General features: G+C 62.3%; 15 protein-coding genes. 6 read left to right on the top strand and 9 right to left on the bottom strand.

All coding sequences use genetic code 11. From position 1 onward, the window contains the following. The first annotated feature begins 165 nt into the window (after positions 1-165). Complete coding sequence (locus PVW51_RS03715) at positions 166-1,110, top strand: cyclase family protein (RefSeq protein WP_274573654.1); 945 nt, start codon at positions 166-168, stop codon at positions 1,108-1,110. Between the two features lie 45 nt (positions 1,111-1,155). Here PVW51_RS03715 and PVW51_RS03710 read toward each other — a convergent pair whose 3' ends face one another. Beyond that, positions 1,156-2,025, bottom strand: coding sequence for a branched-chain amino acid aminotransferase (locus tag PVW51_RS03710; RefSeq protein WP_114273857.1), 870 nt, complete (start codon positions 2,023-2,025; stop codon positions 1,156-1,158). Positions 2,026-2,172: 147 nt separating this feature from the next. On the opposite strand from PVW51_RS03710, the gene PVW51_RS03705 reads away from it, so the two are divergent. From PVW51_RS03705 to dxs, 5 genes are all read left to right on the top strand, one after another. Then, complete coding sequence (locus PVW51_RS03705) at positions 2,173-2,685, top strand: MarR family winged helix-turn-helix transcriptional regulator (protein ID WP_114273858.1); 513 nt, start codon at positions 2,173-2,175, stop codon at positions 2,683-2,685. Continuing rightward, a complete protein-coding gene (locus PVW51_RS03700; RefSeq protein WP_274573653.1) occupies positions 2,682-3,383 on the top strand; it encodes a response regulator in 702 nt (233 codons plus the stop codon). The genes PVW51_RS03705 and PVW51_RS03700 overlap by 4 nt, the downstream gene beginning before the upstream one ends. Before the next feature lie 127 nt (positions 3,384-3,510). Then, positions 3,511-3,753: an exodeoxyribonuclease VII small subunit gene (locus tag PVW51_RS03695; protein WP_269362601.1), complete on the top strand. Its 243-nt coding sequence runs from the start codon at positions 3,511-3,513 to the stop codon at positions 3,751-3,753. 5 nt (positions 3,754-3,758) lie between these two features. Then, complete coding sequence (locus tag PVW51_RS03690) at positions 3,759-4,625, top strand: polyprenyl synthetase family protein (protein WP_274573652.1); 867 nt, start codon at positions 3,759-3,761, stop codon at positions 4,623-4,625. A 14-nt stretch (positions 4,626-4,639) separates the two neighbouring features. Further along, a complete protein-coding gene (gene dxs / locus PVW51_RS03685) occupies positions 4,640-6,568 on the top strand; it encodes a 1-deoxy-D-xylulose-5-phosphate synthase (RefSeq protein WP_274573651.1) in 1,929 nt (642 codons plus the stop codon). 13 nt (positions 6,569-6,581) lie between these two features. Here dxs and PVW51_RS03680 read toward each other — a convergent pair whose 3' ends face one another. From PVW51_RS03680 to PVW51_RS03645, 8 genes are all read right to left on the bottom strand, one after another. Further along, the gene (locus PVW51_RS03680; protein WP_269362596.1) at positions 6,582-7,361 is read right to left on the bottom strand and encodes an ion transporter; all 780 of its coding nucleotides are present in this window, start codon (positions 7,359-7,361) and stop codon (positions 6,582-6,584) included. Between the two features lie 70 nt (positions 7,362-7,431). Beyond that, positions 7,432-8,040, bottom strand: a complete 609-nt coding sequence (locus PVW51_RS03675; protein ID WP_269362594.1) for an exopolysaccharide biosynthesis protein — start codon at positions 8,038-8,040, stop codon at positions 7,432-7,434. Further along, positions 8,030-8,884, bottom strand: coding sequence for an SDR family oxidoreductase (locus PVW51_RS03670; protein WP_274573650.1), 855 nt, complete (start codon positions 8,882-8,884; stop codon positions 8,030-8,032). The genes PVW51_RS03675 and PVW51_RS03670 overlap by 11 nt, the downstream gene beginning before the upstream one ends. A 39-nt stretch (positions 8,885-8,923) precedes the next feature. Next, positions 8,924-9,625 carry a YjbF family lipoprotein gene (locus PVW51_RS03665; protein WP_274573649.1) on the bottom strand — a complete coding sequence of 234 codons (702 nt, stop codon included), beginning with the start codon at positions 9,623-9,625 and terminating at the stop codon, positions 8,924-8,926. Next, positions 9,622-11,820, bottom strand: a complete 2,199-nt coding sequence (locus tag PVW51_RS03660) for a YjbH domain-containing protein (protein ID WP_274573648.1) — start codon at positions 11,818-11,820, stop codon at positions 9,622-9,624. Before PVW51_RS03660 ends, PVW51_RS03665 begins: the two co-directional genes overlap by 4 nt. Before the next feature lie 118 nt (positions 11,821-11,938). Next, positions 11,939-13,825: a polysaccharide biosynthesis protein gene (locus tag PVW51_RS03655; RefSeq protein ID WP_274573647.1), complete on the bottom strand. Its 1,887-nt coding sequence runs from the start codon at positions 13,823-13,825 to the stop codon at positions 11,939-11,941. 198 nt (positions 13,826-14,023) lie between these two features. After that, the gene (locus PVW51_RS03650; protein WP_269362585.1) at positions 14,024-14,659 is read right to left on the bottom strand and encodes a sugar transferase; all 636 of its coding nucleotides are present in this window, start codon (positions 14,657-14,659) and stop codon (positions 14,024-14,026) included. A gap of 10 nt (positions 14,660-14,669) precedes the next feature. Beyond that, positions 14,670-15,524: an NAD-dependent epimerase/dehydratase family protein gene (locus PVW51_RS03645; protein ID WP_274573646.1), complete on the bottom strand. Its 855-nt coding sequence runs from the start codon at positions 15,522-15,524 to the stop codon at positions 14,670-14,672. Positions 15,525-15,682 lie beyond the last annotated feature (158 nt).

The raw sequence follows: 15,682 nt of genomic DNA, 5'->3' as shown, positions 1-15,682 counted from the left end.
ACACATCCGTTCCCACCGGGGTCCCTGCGGGTAACCGCCCTGCACCTGCCGGTTTCAGCCCGGGCCAATTCGCCGGGGATTCCCGTGATTGGGGAAATTTCGTGTAACCTTTGCGCAGGGCCCGGGCGAATCTCGCCCGAGGCCCCTAATCCTAGGGAGGAAACCATGCCAAGAATGATGACCGTGACACTGGCCGCGCTGGTGCTGGGGGCGACTGCGAGTTTCGCGCAGGATTGCGCGCCTTCGAAATGGGGTGCGGATGACACGATCGGTTCCGCCAACCTGGTGACGCCGGAACGCACGCTGGAGGCGGCCAAACTGATCAAACAGGGCAAATCCATGCCGCTGGGCATCACCATCGGCCCGGACACGCCGGCCTTTCCGCCCCGGTCGCTGAACCTGCAGGTGGTGCAACCCAACCAGCAGGGCGGGCAGAAGCTGACCAGCTTCGGCTACGAGGGCAACTACAACGATGATATCCTGCAAACCTGGATCGGCATCGGCTCGCAACTGGATGGGCTGGGGCATCTGGGCGAAGGCGGGCATTACTACAACTGCCTCGACGAAAAGGAGATTTCCGCCATCACCGGCCTGACCAAACTGGGCACCCATGATGTGCCGCCACTGGTCGGGCGGGCTGTGATCATCGACATGGCGAAACACCTCGGCAAGGAGGTCATGGAAGCCGGGGAACACTTCGGATCGACAGAAATCAAGGCCGCCGCCGAGGCACAGGGTGTCACCATGGGTGAGGGCGACATCATCCTGTTTCACACCGGCTGGACCGAAGGGATGCTGGAAAGCGACCCGATGCTATGGGGCAGCGCCGAACCCGGCCTGACCAACGAAGGCGCGGTCTATCTCGCCTCGCTCAACCCGATGGCGGTGGGCGCGGACACCTGGGGGCTGGACGCGATCCCCGCCGCAGAAGGAGACAAGGTGTTCTACGGCCATGTCACCCTGCTCAAGGACAACGGGATCTATATTCTGGAAACCATGAATGTCGGCCCGCTGCTGCGTGATGGGGTGAACGAGTTCATGTTTGTGCTGGGCCAGCCCCGGATCAAGGGAACGGTGCAGGCAATGGTCAATCCTGTCGCGCTGTACTGAACCTGTGGGCGGGACCCCGGGGTCCCGCCTCTGCTTTGGGCTATCTCAGCTGCGGACCAGCTTTTCGTAGCTTTCCGCGATATCGCGGGTCATCGCGCCGACCTCAAAGGTATAATCGCCGATCTGGCCTACCGGGGTCACTTCGGCTGCCGTGCCGGTCAGCCAGCATTGTTCGAAGCCTTCCAGCTCTTCCGGCATGATATGGCGCTCATGCACCGCAATGCCCTTGTCCTTGAGCATTCCGATCACCGTCTGGCGCGTGATCCCGTTAAGGAAGCAATCCGCGTCAGGCGTATGCACCTCGCCGTCCTTGACGAAAAAGATGTTGGCACCCGTCGCCTCGGCCACGTAGCCCCGATAATCCATGAACAAGGCGTCGGAGCATCCTTTGGCCTCAGCCGCGTGTTTGGACATGGTGCAGATCATGTAAAGGCCCGCCGCCTTGGCATGGACGGGGATCGTCTCGGGGCTGGGACGTTTCCATTTGGAGATATCGAGCTTTGCGCCCTTCATCTTGGCATCGCCGTAATAGGCGCCCCATTCCCAGGCGGCAATCGCCAGACGGACAGGGTTGCGGGCCGAAGCGACGCCCATGTCGTCGCCCGCGCCGCGCCAGGCCACCGCACGGACATAGGCATCCGTCAGACCGGATACTTTCAGAACCTCGGCCTTGGCGGCCTCGATCTCGTCCACGGAGTACGGAATTTCGAAATCAATCATCTCGGCAGAGCGTTTCAAACGTTCCGAATGGGCGCGGCTCTTGAAGATCTTGCCGCCATAAGCACGCTCCCCCTCGAAGACGGAAGAGGCATAATGCATCGCATGGGTCAGGATATGCACATTGGCCTGGCGCCAATCGACCATCTTGCCATCCATCCAGATGTGACCATCCCGGTCATCATAGGCACCTACCATTTTTTCACCCCTTGATTGAATAATGTTGCGCGACAAGGCCCGCGTCGGACACTTTATGTCGTGAAAGTTGTGGATGACTATCGTTTCGCTCTTGGAGTGTCAACAAGGCTGACGTAATATGCCCCCTCAAAGGCAAAGAGGTACATCATGGCGGACGGACGCGCCCCAACAGGGATCGGTGGCGAGAACCTGCTGTTTCTGACGGACGAACAACTGCGCCAGGGGAGCGAGGCGATGTTCTTCGCCTATCGCGGCTTCACCGCCGATCCCGACCGAATTCTGATGGATCTGGCCTATGGCCGGGCGCATCACCGGGCGATCCACTTCATCAACCGGGCGCCGGGCACCACGGTGAACAACCTGCTGAACATCCTTGGCGTTACGAAACAGTCACTGAACCGTGTGTTGCGGACCCTGATCGCGGATGGTCTGGTGGAAAGCAAGGTAGGACGGAACGATAAACGTGAACGCCATCTGCACCTGACCGACGCAGGCAAGGCCCTGGAACGGCAGTTGTCCGATGCGCAGCGCGCCCGGTTGCGGGCTGCCTTCAGGGAAGCGGGGCCAGAAGCGGTCGCAGGGTTCCGCAAGGTGTTGGAGGCGATGATGGACCCAGAGATGCGTGCAAGCTATGCGCGGCTGCGCGAGACCGGGGGATGACCGTCATGGACGCCCATCTGCTGATCGTCGATGACGATGAACGCATTCGCACCCTGCTGAAGAAATTCCTGATGCGGCACGGATTCCTGGTGACCGCCGCGCGGGACGCCGCCCATGCGCGGCGCATCCTGTCGGGGCTGGATTTCGACCTGATCGTGCTGGACGTGATGATGCCCGGCGAGGACGGTCTTACCCTCACGGCCTCGCTGCGCGAAACCCGGCAGACCCCGATCCTGCTGCTGACGGCCAAGGGCGAGACCGGGAACCGGATCGAAGGGCTGGAGGCGGGGGCGGATGATTACCTCGCCAAGCCGTTCGAGCCGAAGGAGTTGCTGCTGCGGATCAACGCGATCCTGCGCCGGATGCCCGAGACCCGGCCGGAGGATACCGCGCCCAAGGTTCTTTCGCTGGGCCACAACCGCTACGACATGGAGCGCGGCGAGCTGTGGCAGGGCGACGAGCTGGTCCGGCTGACGGCGACTGAGGTGCAGCTGATGCGGATTTTTGCCGCTCAGCCCGGCGAACCGATGAGCCGTGCACGCCTGGTCGAGGAACTGGGCCGTGACCGGGGTCAGGCCCAGGAACGCGCGGTGGATGTGCAGATCACCCGGCTGCGGCGCAAGATCGAGGTGAACCCCAAGCAGCCGCAATACCTGCAGACAGTGCGCGGCGCGGGCTACATGCTGGCCCCTGACTGACGCACTTGTTGCAAACCGCCGGGGCTGTGTGCCCCCGGAATATTTTGCCAAAAAGAAGCGGGGGCATGGCTGGCAGCCATCGGCGATCATCGCTATTGTGCCGCAACCTATGATCAGTGAGGCACCGATGTCCGACACACCCGTTGAAGAAATGAGTTTTGAAACCGCCATGGCGGAGTTGGAGAAGGTCCTGGGCCAGCTGGAGCGTGGCGATGTCGCGCTGGACGAGAGCATCGCGCTCTATGAGCGCGGCGCCGCCCTGAAAGCCCGCTGCGAGGCAAAGCTGAAAGAAGCCGAGGAAAAGGTCGCCGCAATCACGCTGGATGGCGATGGCAACCCCACCGGTGTCAAGGCGGTCGAAGGCCTGTAGCAGCGGTGTTCCAAAGCAGGCTCTCCGAGGCGGCGGATGCCGTGGCACAGCACTTTGAGCGGGTGTTGGGGTCATTTGACGATCTGCCTTTTGTCCAGGCGATGGGTCATGCCACCCGTGGCGGCAAATGCTTGCGCGGATTTCTGGTGCTGGAATCGGCCCGGCTGCACGGGATATCCCCCGAGCAAGCGATCTGGCCTGCCACTGCGATCGAAGCGCTGCATGCCTATAGTCTGGTACATGACGATCTGCCCTGCATGGATGACGATGATCTGCGGCGCGGCGCGCCGACGGTGCATGTCGCCTGGAACGAGGCGACAGCCGTTCTGGCCGGTGATGCGCTGCAATCCCTGGCCTTCGAACTGGTCACCCATCCCGATGCGGGCAATGACAGCGCCCGCATGACACTGGCGCGCACCCTCGCCCAGGCTGCCGGCGCGCGGGGCATGGTGCTGGGCCAGGCACTGGATATCGCGGCGGAAACAGCCCTGTCTCCGCTCACGCTTGATCAGATCACCGCCTTGCAGCAGGGCAAGACCGGCGCGCTGTTCGGCTGGTCCGCCATGGCCGGGCCGCGGATGGCGGGCGCAGATGCCGCACCGCTGGCGGCCTATTCCGGCGCGCTTGGCCTTGCCTTTCAGATCGCAGATGACATTCTGGACATCGAGGGTGATGCCGCTACCGTCGGCAAGGCCACCGGCAAGGATGCCAGGGCAGGCAAGGCCACATTCGTGTCCCTGCTGGGCCTTGAAGAAGCCAGACAGCGTGCACAGGATCTGGTGCAATCAGCCTGTGATGCGCTTGACGTATATGGCAAAGACGCCGAGACGCTGCGGGACGCCGCGCGTTTTGCCGTCACCCGCAGGAATTGACAGAGGGGGCAGACATGCCTGACCAACCCGCCACACCGCTGCTGGACAAGATCAAGCGCCCGGCTGACATGCACGGGCTGACCGATACCCAGCTCATTCAGCTTGCCCGCGAGGTCCGGGCCGAGACCGTCTCTGCCGTCTCCGAAACAGGCGGACACCTGGGCGCCGGGCTGGGCGTGGTTGAGCTGACGGTCGCATTGCACGCGGTCTTTGACACCCCCCGTGACAAGATCATCTGGGACGTGGGCCACCAGTGCTATCCGCACAAGATCCTGACGGAGCGGCGTGACCGCATCCGCACCCTGCGGCAGAAGGACGGGCTGAGCGGGTTCACCAAGCGCAGCGAATCTCCCTATGACCCCTTTGGCGCGGCGCATAGTTCGACCTCGATCAGCGCGGCGCTCGGCTTTGCCGTGGCGCGTGATCTGGGCGGTGTGGTGCCCGAAGGTCTGGGCGATGCGATTGCAGTGATCGGCGACGGGGCGATGTCGGCCGGTATGGCCTATGAGGCGATGAACAACGCAGGTCACCTGAAAAAGCGCCTGATCGTGATCCTCAACGACAACGAGATGTCCATCGCCCCGCCGGTGGGCGCGATGTCCAGCTATCTCAGCCGCCTTTATGCCGAAGAACCGTTCCAGGATTTCAAGGCGGCGGCCAAGGGCGCGGTCAGCCTGCTGCCCTATCCGTTCCGTGAGGGCGCGAGACGCGCCAAGGACATGCTCAAGGGCATGGCTGTGGGCGGCACCCTGTTCGAACAGCTGGGCTTTTCCTATCTCGGCCCCATCGACGGGCATGACATGAACCAGTTGCTGCCGGTGCTGCGCACGGTCAGGGCACGGGCGACGGGGCCGATCCTGATCCATGTGCTGACCAAGAAGGGCAAGGGATACGCCCCTGCGGAAAACGCGCGGGACAAGGGGCACGGCGTGTCCAGGTTCAATGTCGTCACCGGCGAACAGAAAAAGGCACCTTCCAACGCGCCCTCCTATACCTCGGTCTTTGCCAAGACCCTGTTGGAGGAAGCGGCAGAGGACGACAAGATCTGCGCCGTGACCGCTGCGATGCCGGATGGCACCGGGCTGAACCTTTTCGCCGAACGCTATCCGTCGCGCTGCTTTGACGTGGGCATCGCCGAACAGCATGGGGTGACCTTTTCTGCCGCGCTTGCCGCCGGCGGGATGCGGCCCTTCTGCACGATGTATTCGACCTTCCTGCAACGCGGGTACGACCAGGTGGTGCATGACGTGGCGATCCAGCGCCTGCCGGTCCGCTTTGCCATCGACCGCGCGGGTCTGGTGGGGGCTGACGGGGCGACTCATGCGGGCGCATTCGATGTGGCCTACCTTGCCAACCTGCCCGGCTTTGTCGTCATGGCCGCCGCGGACGAGGCGGAGCTGAAACACATGGTCGCCACGGCGGCTGCCCATGACGACGGACCCATCGCCTTTCGTTTTCCCCGTGGCGAGGGCAACGGCGTGGACATGCCGGAGCGCGGCAAACCACTTGAGATCGGCAAGGGCCGGATGATCCGGCAGGGCAGCCGCGTGGCGCTGCTGTCCTTCGGCACCCGGCTGGCCGAGGTCGAAAAAGCCGCCGAGGCGCTGGCGGCCAAGGGGATCACCCCCACCATCGCCGACGCACGTTTCGCCAAACCGCTGGACCGCGACCTGATCCTGTCCCTGGCGGCGGATCACGAGGCGCTGATCACCATCGAGGAAGGTGCCGTGGGTGGTTTCGGCAGCCATGTGGCGCAATTGCTGGCGGAGGAAGGTGTCTTTGACAAGGGGCTGAAATACCGCTCCATGGTCTTGCCCGACATCTTCATCGACCAGGCCTCACCGGCAGATATGTATGCGGTTGCGGGCATGAACGCCGAACAGATCGAGGCCAAGGTACTGGATGTTCTGGGCGTGACCCGGATCGGAGTGCAGCGGGCCTGAGGCCGCGCAGCAGCTACTTGGCCTTCTGCTGCTCCAGCAACCGGTCAAGGCGTTCCTCGATCGCGATCAGGCGCTCGTTTACGCTGTCCCGGTAGGCACCGGTTTCGGCATTCTCTTCCTCGTGGTGGGCGTCCTGCATGGAGTTCACGATCAGACCGACCAGCAGGTTCACGACCGCGAATGTCGTCACCATGATGAAGGGGATGAAGAACAGCCATGCCAGCGGATAGACCTCCATCACCGGGCGGACGATGCCCATGGACCAGCTTTCCAGGGTCATGATCTGGAACAGGGAATAGCCGGATCGGCCCAGGGTGCCGAACCATTCGGGAAAGCTGTAGGCAAAGAGCTTGGTCGCGATGACCGCACCGATGTAAAAGATCAGCGCCATCAGGGAAAAGACGGATGCCATGCCCGGCAGGGCGGTGATGAACCCCTCGACCACCCGGCGCAGGCGCGGCGCGGCAGAGACCAGCCGCAGCACCCGCAGGATACGCAGGGCCCGCAGCGCGCTGAAACCCTGCGCCGCCGGAACCAGCGAGACACCGACAATCACGAAATCGAAGATGTTCCAGCCATCACGGAAAAACCGGAAGCGGTGAACGACGAGTTTAAGCAGCAGTTCGACGACGAAGACCGCCAGGCAGAGCTTGTCCAGCAACACGATCAGCCCACCTGCATGGGCCATCGCAACCTGTGAGGTTTCCAGCCCCAGCAGAATCGCGTTGAAGATGATGACGCCCATGATGAAACTGCTGAAACGCGGTGCTTCGACAAAGGATTTCAAGTTCATTTTCTGCGGCCTGCCTCAATCTTTGGACCCTATATGGAGCCTGGTCACGATGCGAACAAGGGACGAAGCGTCACGGCCAGAACGACAGGATGGCACCCGCCGATATGGCGATCATGATGTAGCCCAAAAGCACGTAAACACCGTCTTTGGTGTACAGGCCATAGGCCAGCAGGGCGACGGTTCCACCGCCGATGGAGGACACCATGGGCAGCACCTCAAGCGGCGGCCAGCCCAGCGGGATCACGGCGCAGGCCGCCAGAGTGACCCAGCGCATCGGCCCACGGGTCAGGAACATCAGGCGCTGGTGGGAATGCCTGTCCAGAAAGGCACAGGGTTTGCGCATCCAGGAAACGGCCTTGCGCAGCTTGCCGCTCGCGATGGTGCGGCGCAGCAGGAAATCGGGCAGCCACAGGCGGCGGCGTCCGGACAAGGCCTGCACCGCCATGATCACGATGATCGACGCGGCGATGGTGGGCATGCCGGGAATGCCGGAGATCGGGGACACCAGCAGAACCCCGATCAGCAGGATGAAGGGCGTGATGGTGCGGTCGCCGAATTCGGTCAGCACATCCTGCACCGACACGGTATCGCGGCGCGCAGCATGATCCATGCCGTCCAGAAGATGACTTAGCGTTTGGTTCTTGTCGTCTGTATCGGCGGTTTCAGGATCAGATGTCATTCTTGAGCATTGCAGCGAGTCCGGTGCGGTAGTTCGGGAATTGGGGGTCCCAGCCTAACGCCTGCTTTGCGTGATCGTTCCGCACCTTCTTGCTCTCGGCGTAGAAACTGCGCGCCATGGGCGTCATTTCCGCCGTCTCGAAATCCTCTGCCGGGGGCAGCGGCAGGCCCAGAAGCTCCGCTGCATGGCCGATCACGTCCTGCGGCGGTGCCGGGTCGTCATCGCACAGGTTATAGATCGCGCCCGGATCGGGCCGGGCGATTGACAGGACCAGCGCCTGCGCGATGTCTTCCACATGGATACGCGAAAACACCTGCCCCTTTTTGATGATGCGCCGGGCGGTGCCACGGCGCACCTTGGCAAAGGGGCCCCTGCCCGGTCCATAGATCCCCGCCAGCCGGAAAATGTGCAGCGGCAGGTCAGGGATCGCCTGCCAGGCAGCTTCGGCCTCTACCCGTGCCTGACCGCGCTTTGTGGCGGGGGTCAGGGGTGTCTGCTCGTCCACCCAAGCGCCCTTGTGATCGCCGTAAACGCCGGTGGTCGACAGATACCCCAGCCAGCGCAGGCGTGGCGCAATTGCCGCGATGTCAGGGCCAAGTGCTGCCAGCACCGGGTCACCGTCGGGCCCCGGCCCCGCCGACACCAGGACATGCCGGACCTCTTGCAGAAGCGGGCGCAGATCGGTGCCCGGCCACAACAGCGGTTCCACACCGGTGCGGGCAATTTCATCCTGTTTCTCCGCACTGCGGGTCGTGCCGATGACCCGCCAGCCCTGCGGGATCAGGCGCGCCGCCAGCGCCCGCGCGGAATAGCCGTGACCAAGTGAAAGAAGGGTGTTGTCCATCTGCGCAACCTGCACCCGAACCCGCGTCAGAACAAGGGCTCAGCCCTGAAGGCGCAGGAAGTCGATATAGCCAAAGGTCGGCCCGGCCCATTGCCGGGACTTGCGCATCCGGCCGCTGCCGGTTTCCACCCAGTACTCATTGGTGAAACTGGCCTGACCATTGGAACAATCTTCGCGCATCCGGTAGGTTGAGATCCGCTGATCCACGATCTGGATGGTTTCGCGCCCCAATTGGGTCATGTCGCAGGAGAAAGCGACCGTCTGCGCTGTCCCGTTCGTGCGGTCGATGGTGATCAGGCGCTGACCGCCCCCACCCTGCCCGTCAAACCCGGCAAAGGCTGCCTCCGCCTCGGCAGAGCGTATGTCGCCGCCCAGCCCCTTGGTGCCCACCAGAACGCCGTTGCGCAGGATCACCTGCGCATCATCCGACGACTGCCAGACCTCGATTGTGCCGGGATTGCTATCGTCGCGGCGGGCAATCAAGCGCAGGAAATCCTGCGCCTGCGTATTGTCGGGGATCACCTGCATCACCGGACCGGGGGTCTGGTTCAACTGCTTGCGGGTCACGTCGATGCGAATGGGCGGGCCAGCGGGGGCACCGGCGCCTGCAGCCCTGGACTTGATCGAATCGAACAATGCCCGGGACGCGGCAAGGGCAGGATCACCGCCGTTGGGGTTGCTGCTGCACCCCGCAAGGGCAAGGGCAGAGACCATCACCATCAAAGAGATCGCACGCATCATTCCCAAACCCTCGACCATTCGCTCTCGATTGCATCGCGATGGCCCGACCGGACCTGTTCATAGAGCCTTCCCGGAACATTCAGACGCGCGCCACCGTCCCGCTGGATCGGCCGGATGGTGGTATTGACCGTCCGCGTGCCGGGGGTGCCCAGGAACCAGCTGACCGGGATGGTCAGGTTGATGCCCTTGTCGAATGACCCTTCGCCAAACTCGGCCGAGGAGACGTTTGTAAGGGTAAAGAACCCGCCGATGCGCCAGCCGTTCGAGAATTCGCGGGTCACGGTCACCGTGCCACCGACATCACCTGCCAGGTAACGACCCACATCGACCTGCCCCAGGTAACCACCGCCAAAATCATAATAGGCCGAGGCATGACCGGTGGCGACGCCGTAGCTTTGGAAACCCAGGCCGCCGTAATCGCGCTGCTTGACGTAATTTGCCTCGACTCCCAGCGCCAGACGGCTTGCCACCGGCTTCCAAAGGACCTCGGCAGAGATCCCGCCGAACATCCGTTCGAGGTAACCAGCGGTCACCCGGGCATAGACATCGTTGCCGGGTTTCCACTGGCGCAGGACATAGAGGTTCTCAAGGCTGGTGTCACCGGCCCGCGCGTAAAGGATGCCGTCGGTCCGTACCCGCGCCAGCTGCGAGTTGCTGAGCCTTGCGCTGTCACCGACGTTGCCGAACAGGCGGTGTTTGACCAGACCGCCGATTTCCCAGCCCGGTGCCGGGCGGTACTTGAAATCCGCCCTCAGGCCGGCATCGACACGCACCGGATTGTCGGGGTCGAAATAACTCGGATCGGCATAGGGTCCGAACGACCAGGAGAAGTCGGGATAAAGATCGGCATTGACCGCCGCACCCGGCAGATCGGGCGTCGCGGCACCGAATCCGGTCACCGCCAGCAGGGCATCTGCGGCCTGCGGGTCAAATTCAAGCGCTTCCAGATCGGACCGGCGCATGATCACCGCCGATTGCGCCAGCCCCTCCTGCATCGGCACGATGCGGAACGTCTCGACAGAGGCGGGCAGGACCTGCGCCATCGCCCGCGCAGCGCGCCCGATTGCAACGGACATGGCACGATAGGTCCCGTTGCGCATCCGCAGTTCCGCGCTCGACGCCGAGACCTTCAGCGATACAAGGGTCAGCCCGTAATCTTCCAGAACCGGCTTCAGCCTGTCACGCATGGTCTGCGCCGCATTCTGGTATTGCGACCAGGCGGTGTCATAGGCCTGCGGCTGCGCTGCCCGGCTTGGGCGTGGCTCGATCGGAGCGGTCGGCAGCACCCGTGTCGGGGTTGGCGGTTGTTTCGGGTTGAACTGCAACTGCGCGTTGAAGCCGAATTCGGAACCGTAAAGATAATAAGCCCCGAACCGCAACCGGTCCGAATACTGGTATTCTGCGCCAAAGTTGAAACGGGACTTGCGGGTAAAGACACTGCGCGTGACCGTTTCGGCCTCATAGGCATCGGAACTGTATTCCGCCTTCAGCCCCCAGCGGTCGTTGATCTGCCATTCAACCCCGGCAAAGGGGGCGGCATCGCCACGGAACCACTGATCGAAAGACGGGCTGCCGCCGCGGCTTTGGGCGTCGAATGCGGGGCGCGGCCCACCAAAGGGCGCACCGATGGCGCCTGAGCTGCCCAACCGGCCCCAGCCCAGACCCGCCGTCACCTTGAAGGCGCCGGGAATGCTGCCGATATTGTCAAAGGTCTTGGTCGCCACGACATATTCACCGGCATAGATACCGGTGCCCGCGAAATCCTGCAGGCCGACCGTGATGGCGGGCCAGATCCGGCCTTCCTTGCGCACCTGGTAGCGCAGGTCGAAACTGCGGTCGCGATAGGTTTCAAAGCCGTCGGTGTTCCAGTCCTGGATGCCGACGTACCGGAAACTGGCCGAAAGGCGCGGTGTGGCCTGGAAGGTCAGCGTGGTACGGGTGATCCCGCCAAAGTTGGAGACGCCGACCGTGATCTGCCCGTCGGGCAGGACCTCGCCAGTCGGCATGTCGATCAGACCGGGAGAGCCGTAGAAATTCAGCGTCGGCCGATCCGGGACAGCGAAGATATCATAGGTGTCATCGGCAAGGACCGGCTGCGCCAGCATTCCGGCCGAGATGGAGAGCGCAAGGCAGGTTCCCCTGACCGGCGCAGACCGCCAGGCCCCTGTAGTGGCTTTCCCGTTTACCTGCGACACGCTGTTGTCCTCTTTCTGAGACACCTTAGCTGGTTCTGCCAACCACACTCCCAGAAATCAACCATTCCCCCGCAGGCTGGGACAGCCACAAGGGGATAGAGACATTACTGCGACATATTCAGGAGGTTTTCCGCTCGCGCGCATGTTTGGCATAGCCTTCGACCCAGCGCATCACGACCCCCCGGGCCATGTCCTCGTTCGATGCAACGAAAGCTTCGCGCAGGCGCCGGGTCGCCGATGCGATCTCGATCTCCGAAAGCCCCTCTTCTCGGGTTGCGAAAATCTTGGGATGCTGGGTCGGGAACCGCTCTCCGGACAGGGTCAGCTCCTCGACCATTTTCTCACCGGCGCGCAGGCCCGTGAACTCGATCTCGATGTCACCATCCGGGTTGTCTTCGTCACGCAGGGTATAGCCCGCGCTTTCGATGACCTGGCGGGCAAGCTGAAAGATGGAAACAGGCTTGCCCATGTCCAGCACGAATACTTCTCCGCCCTGTGCCATGGCACCTGCCTGCAGAACCAGCCTCACCGCCTCCTGAACGGTCATGAAATACCGTTCCACCAGCTTGTCGGTCACCGTCAGCGGACCGCCCCGGCTCAACTGGTCCTGAAACAGTGGCACAACGGAACCGGAGGAGCCGAGCACGTTGCCAAAGCGTACCATCGAAAAGATCGTTCCGCCCGACTTGTTCGCAGACCGGCGCGCCATGTCCTGTATCACCAGTTCGGCCAGCCGCTTGGAGGCCCCCATGATGTTGGTGGGCCGCACCGCCTTGTCACTGGAAATCAGGATGAACCGTTCCACCCCGGCCTTCGCCGCCTGTTCGGCCAGTGTCTGGGTCCCGAAGACATTGTTGACCAGTCCGGAAAGCGGATTGGCCTCGACCAGCGGAACATGTTTGTAGGCTGCCGCATGAAGGACCACCTGAACATTGTGCTCCGTCATGACCTTGCGGACCTGCCGCGCATCGGTGATGGAGCCAAGAACCGGCACGATCTCGATCGCGCGGCCTTCTGACAATTGGCGCAGTTCCATGTCCGCGTTGTAAAGCGCAAATTCGCTCAGTTCGAAAAGAACCAGCTTTGTCGGGCGACGGTCCAGCGCCTGACGGCACAGTTCTGCGCCGATGGACCCGCCGGCACCGGATACAAGGATCACCTTCTGCGTATAACAGGCGGTGGTTTCGCTGATCGTGTCATCCACTTCATCCCGGTTCAGGAAGCGGTGCGCCGACAGCGGGGTCAGCTTGTCGACCAGCGCCTCTTCTCCGATAAGCTGGGCAAAGGATGGCAGGGTCTGCACCTCCAGCCCCATCTTTTCGAGCCGGCGGGCAATCTGGGCCTGCTTTGGCAGGCTCAGCGAGGGGACCGCCAGAAGCACCCGGTCGATTTTCTTTTCCCGCGCGACCTCGGCAATCCGCAGGGGATTGTACACCGGCAGCTGCGCCACGCTGAGGCCCTGAATGGCCGCGTTGTCATCCACAAAAGCAACCGGCTCGATGTTCTCATGCCCGCGCAGCGCCGACACCAGCTGCGTTCCGGTGGTGCCCGCGCCGTAGATCAGAACCCGGCACCGCGAAGTGGAGCGGCGGTAAATCGCCAGCACCAGCTGCAACAAGACCGCCCGGCTGATCACCACGGAAGAAAAGAACGCCGCACCAAACACCAGATGGACACCCAGCGGCATGCCAAGACCCAGAATGTTCGACACGACAATCGACGTGATGGCGAGGAACATCGCGAACACGCCGGTCATCCCGATTGCCGCGGTTTCATAGGAGTTCAACTGGATCGCACAGACACCCAGCCACATGGAAACGCCGATGCCGACCAGCAGCACATAGGGCAGGACCGGAATATAGGCGATCATGTTCGCCACAAGCCCGCCCGGCAGCGCCTGCGCCACGATGGCAAACATGATGGAAAATACGACCAGAATGGAATCGAGGGTCAGCAAAATGCCGCGCTTCTGGCGCTTGGAAAAGGATTTGATCAGGTTCAGCATAGAGTTAAAGTCGCCCTCACCCAGGTGGAAATATATCAGATACACATGGGTTACAGCGCGCGACCGTCATTGGCAGCGTGGTGATCCCCCGGCAAATTTTTGTTCAAAAACAGGAGTTTTATTACACGATCTCCGCCAACAATCACAGTCCGGTTTCCAACAGGTTGCCGTCAAATGCACCTATAAAGGCAAAATGCCTTATTTATTGGCGGTTTTTGGCCTACCTTTGCGCCTGAATAAGTTACCGATGGTCTGGAATACCAAGTCAAAATCATAACACGTCGACTGATTCTCCCGGTAAATGAGGTCCAGCCGCGCCTTTCTGGGGACACAGATTCGGCAGTAGACATCATCGGTTTCCGCAGCGGTCTCGCAACGTGCAAGCAGACGCTCCTCGTGCTTGTGGAACCGGATCGTGGCCAGGCCGGTCACGCCGGGCCGCGATTTCAGTACCTCGCCATAGATCTCGGGAAAGCGCTCGACATATTCCCGCAGGGGCGGGCGCGGCCCGACAAAGCTCAGGTCCCCCCTGAGGATATTCCAAAGCTGCGGGAACTCATCCAGCCGCTTGGCCCGCAACCAGGCACCCGTTTCCGTGATCCGGGATGATTTATTGCCCCCGGACACGCCCTGATCGCTGTCAACCACCGTCATCGTCCTCAGCTTCCAAAGATTGAACGGTTCATCCAGCCCCTTCATCCGCTCTGCCACAAAGAACAGCGGGCGGCCTTCCTTGATCAGCAGATAGATCAGCAGCCAGATCAGGACCGGCCCAAGGATCACCACCAGCAAAGAGGCAAAGAACAGATCGAAAATACGTTTGCGCCAGGTCATTCGATCGCCTTCACTGTGAACTGTCGGGTTGCGCCAGGTAGGCCCGCCATTCCGCGACAAGGCCCTGCGCCTGTCCCGCGTTAGGCGCGAATTCGACAAGCTTTTCAAGTCGCTTCGTTTCCAGCTCCACCCGCGCGATTGCCGCAGGTCCGGCTTCGCGGGCAGTCCAGGCCCGACCGGCGGCATCCAGCAGCGCACCCATATGGACCACGCCGGGTGCCGCGACATTCACAATCCCGGGCAGGTCGTCCGCGGTGCATAGACGATGTATCGCACGGGAAAGGCTTGCCGGCCCGATATAGCTGCGCGCGGGTGTCGTCCCGTCAGGCAGAACATCAAGCTGCATGCCCTCCCTCCAGCCGCCAAGGATCGCATCGGCCCCGGCGACATTGCCGATACGTAACATCGTCACCGCCTGACCGCAGTCTCTGGCAGTGGCAAAGCCATCCCTTTCCATCTCCAGCTTTGCCTGTCCGTATTCCGAAGCCGGTTCACAGATCATGTCTTCGCTCAGTGGAACCCGGGCGGCGCCGTAAACAGCCGCGGAAGAGGCCAGCAGAAGCCGTGGCACCCCCGCCCGGCCCGCCGCGCGGACGGCGGCAAGCGCCAATGCCGCATTGAGAGAGAGCGGATTTCCGCTGGCGGCTGCATGTGCCGGTGTGATCCCCGAAAGGCACAACACCGCACGCCGCCCTTCCATCGCTGTGCAAAGCGCCTCGGCATCCGAAAGCGGGTCGAAACTGACATATCCCGGTCGCACAGACCTGCTGTGACATATCAGGTCGGTCTCTGCCGACCAGAAGGCCTGCACCATTCTGCCAAGACGCCCGGATGCCCCAAGCAGCAATACCCCGCTATTTCGCATCGTCCCGCCCGAAATCGTTGACCTGTACCTTACAGCCGGTATCTTGCCCGAAACAGATATCCAATCGCGACCCTTTTTTATACCGCCGTGCTTTTCAACAGCCGCGTCATTGCGTATGGGAACATTGAGCCCCGGTCTGCGGGATCACAAGAAGTGAG

The organism is Sulfitobacter sp. PR48 (assembly GCF_028807335.1).
Classification (GTDB): Bacteria; Pseudomonadota; Alphaproteobacteria; order Rhodobacterales; family Rhodobacteraceae; genus Sulfitobacter.
Note: the sequence above shows the minus strand (reverse complement) of the source record. Positions and strands in the feature narration are given on the sequence as shown.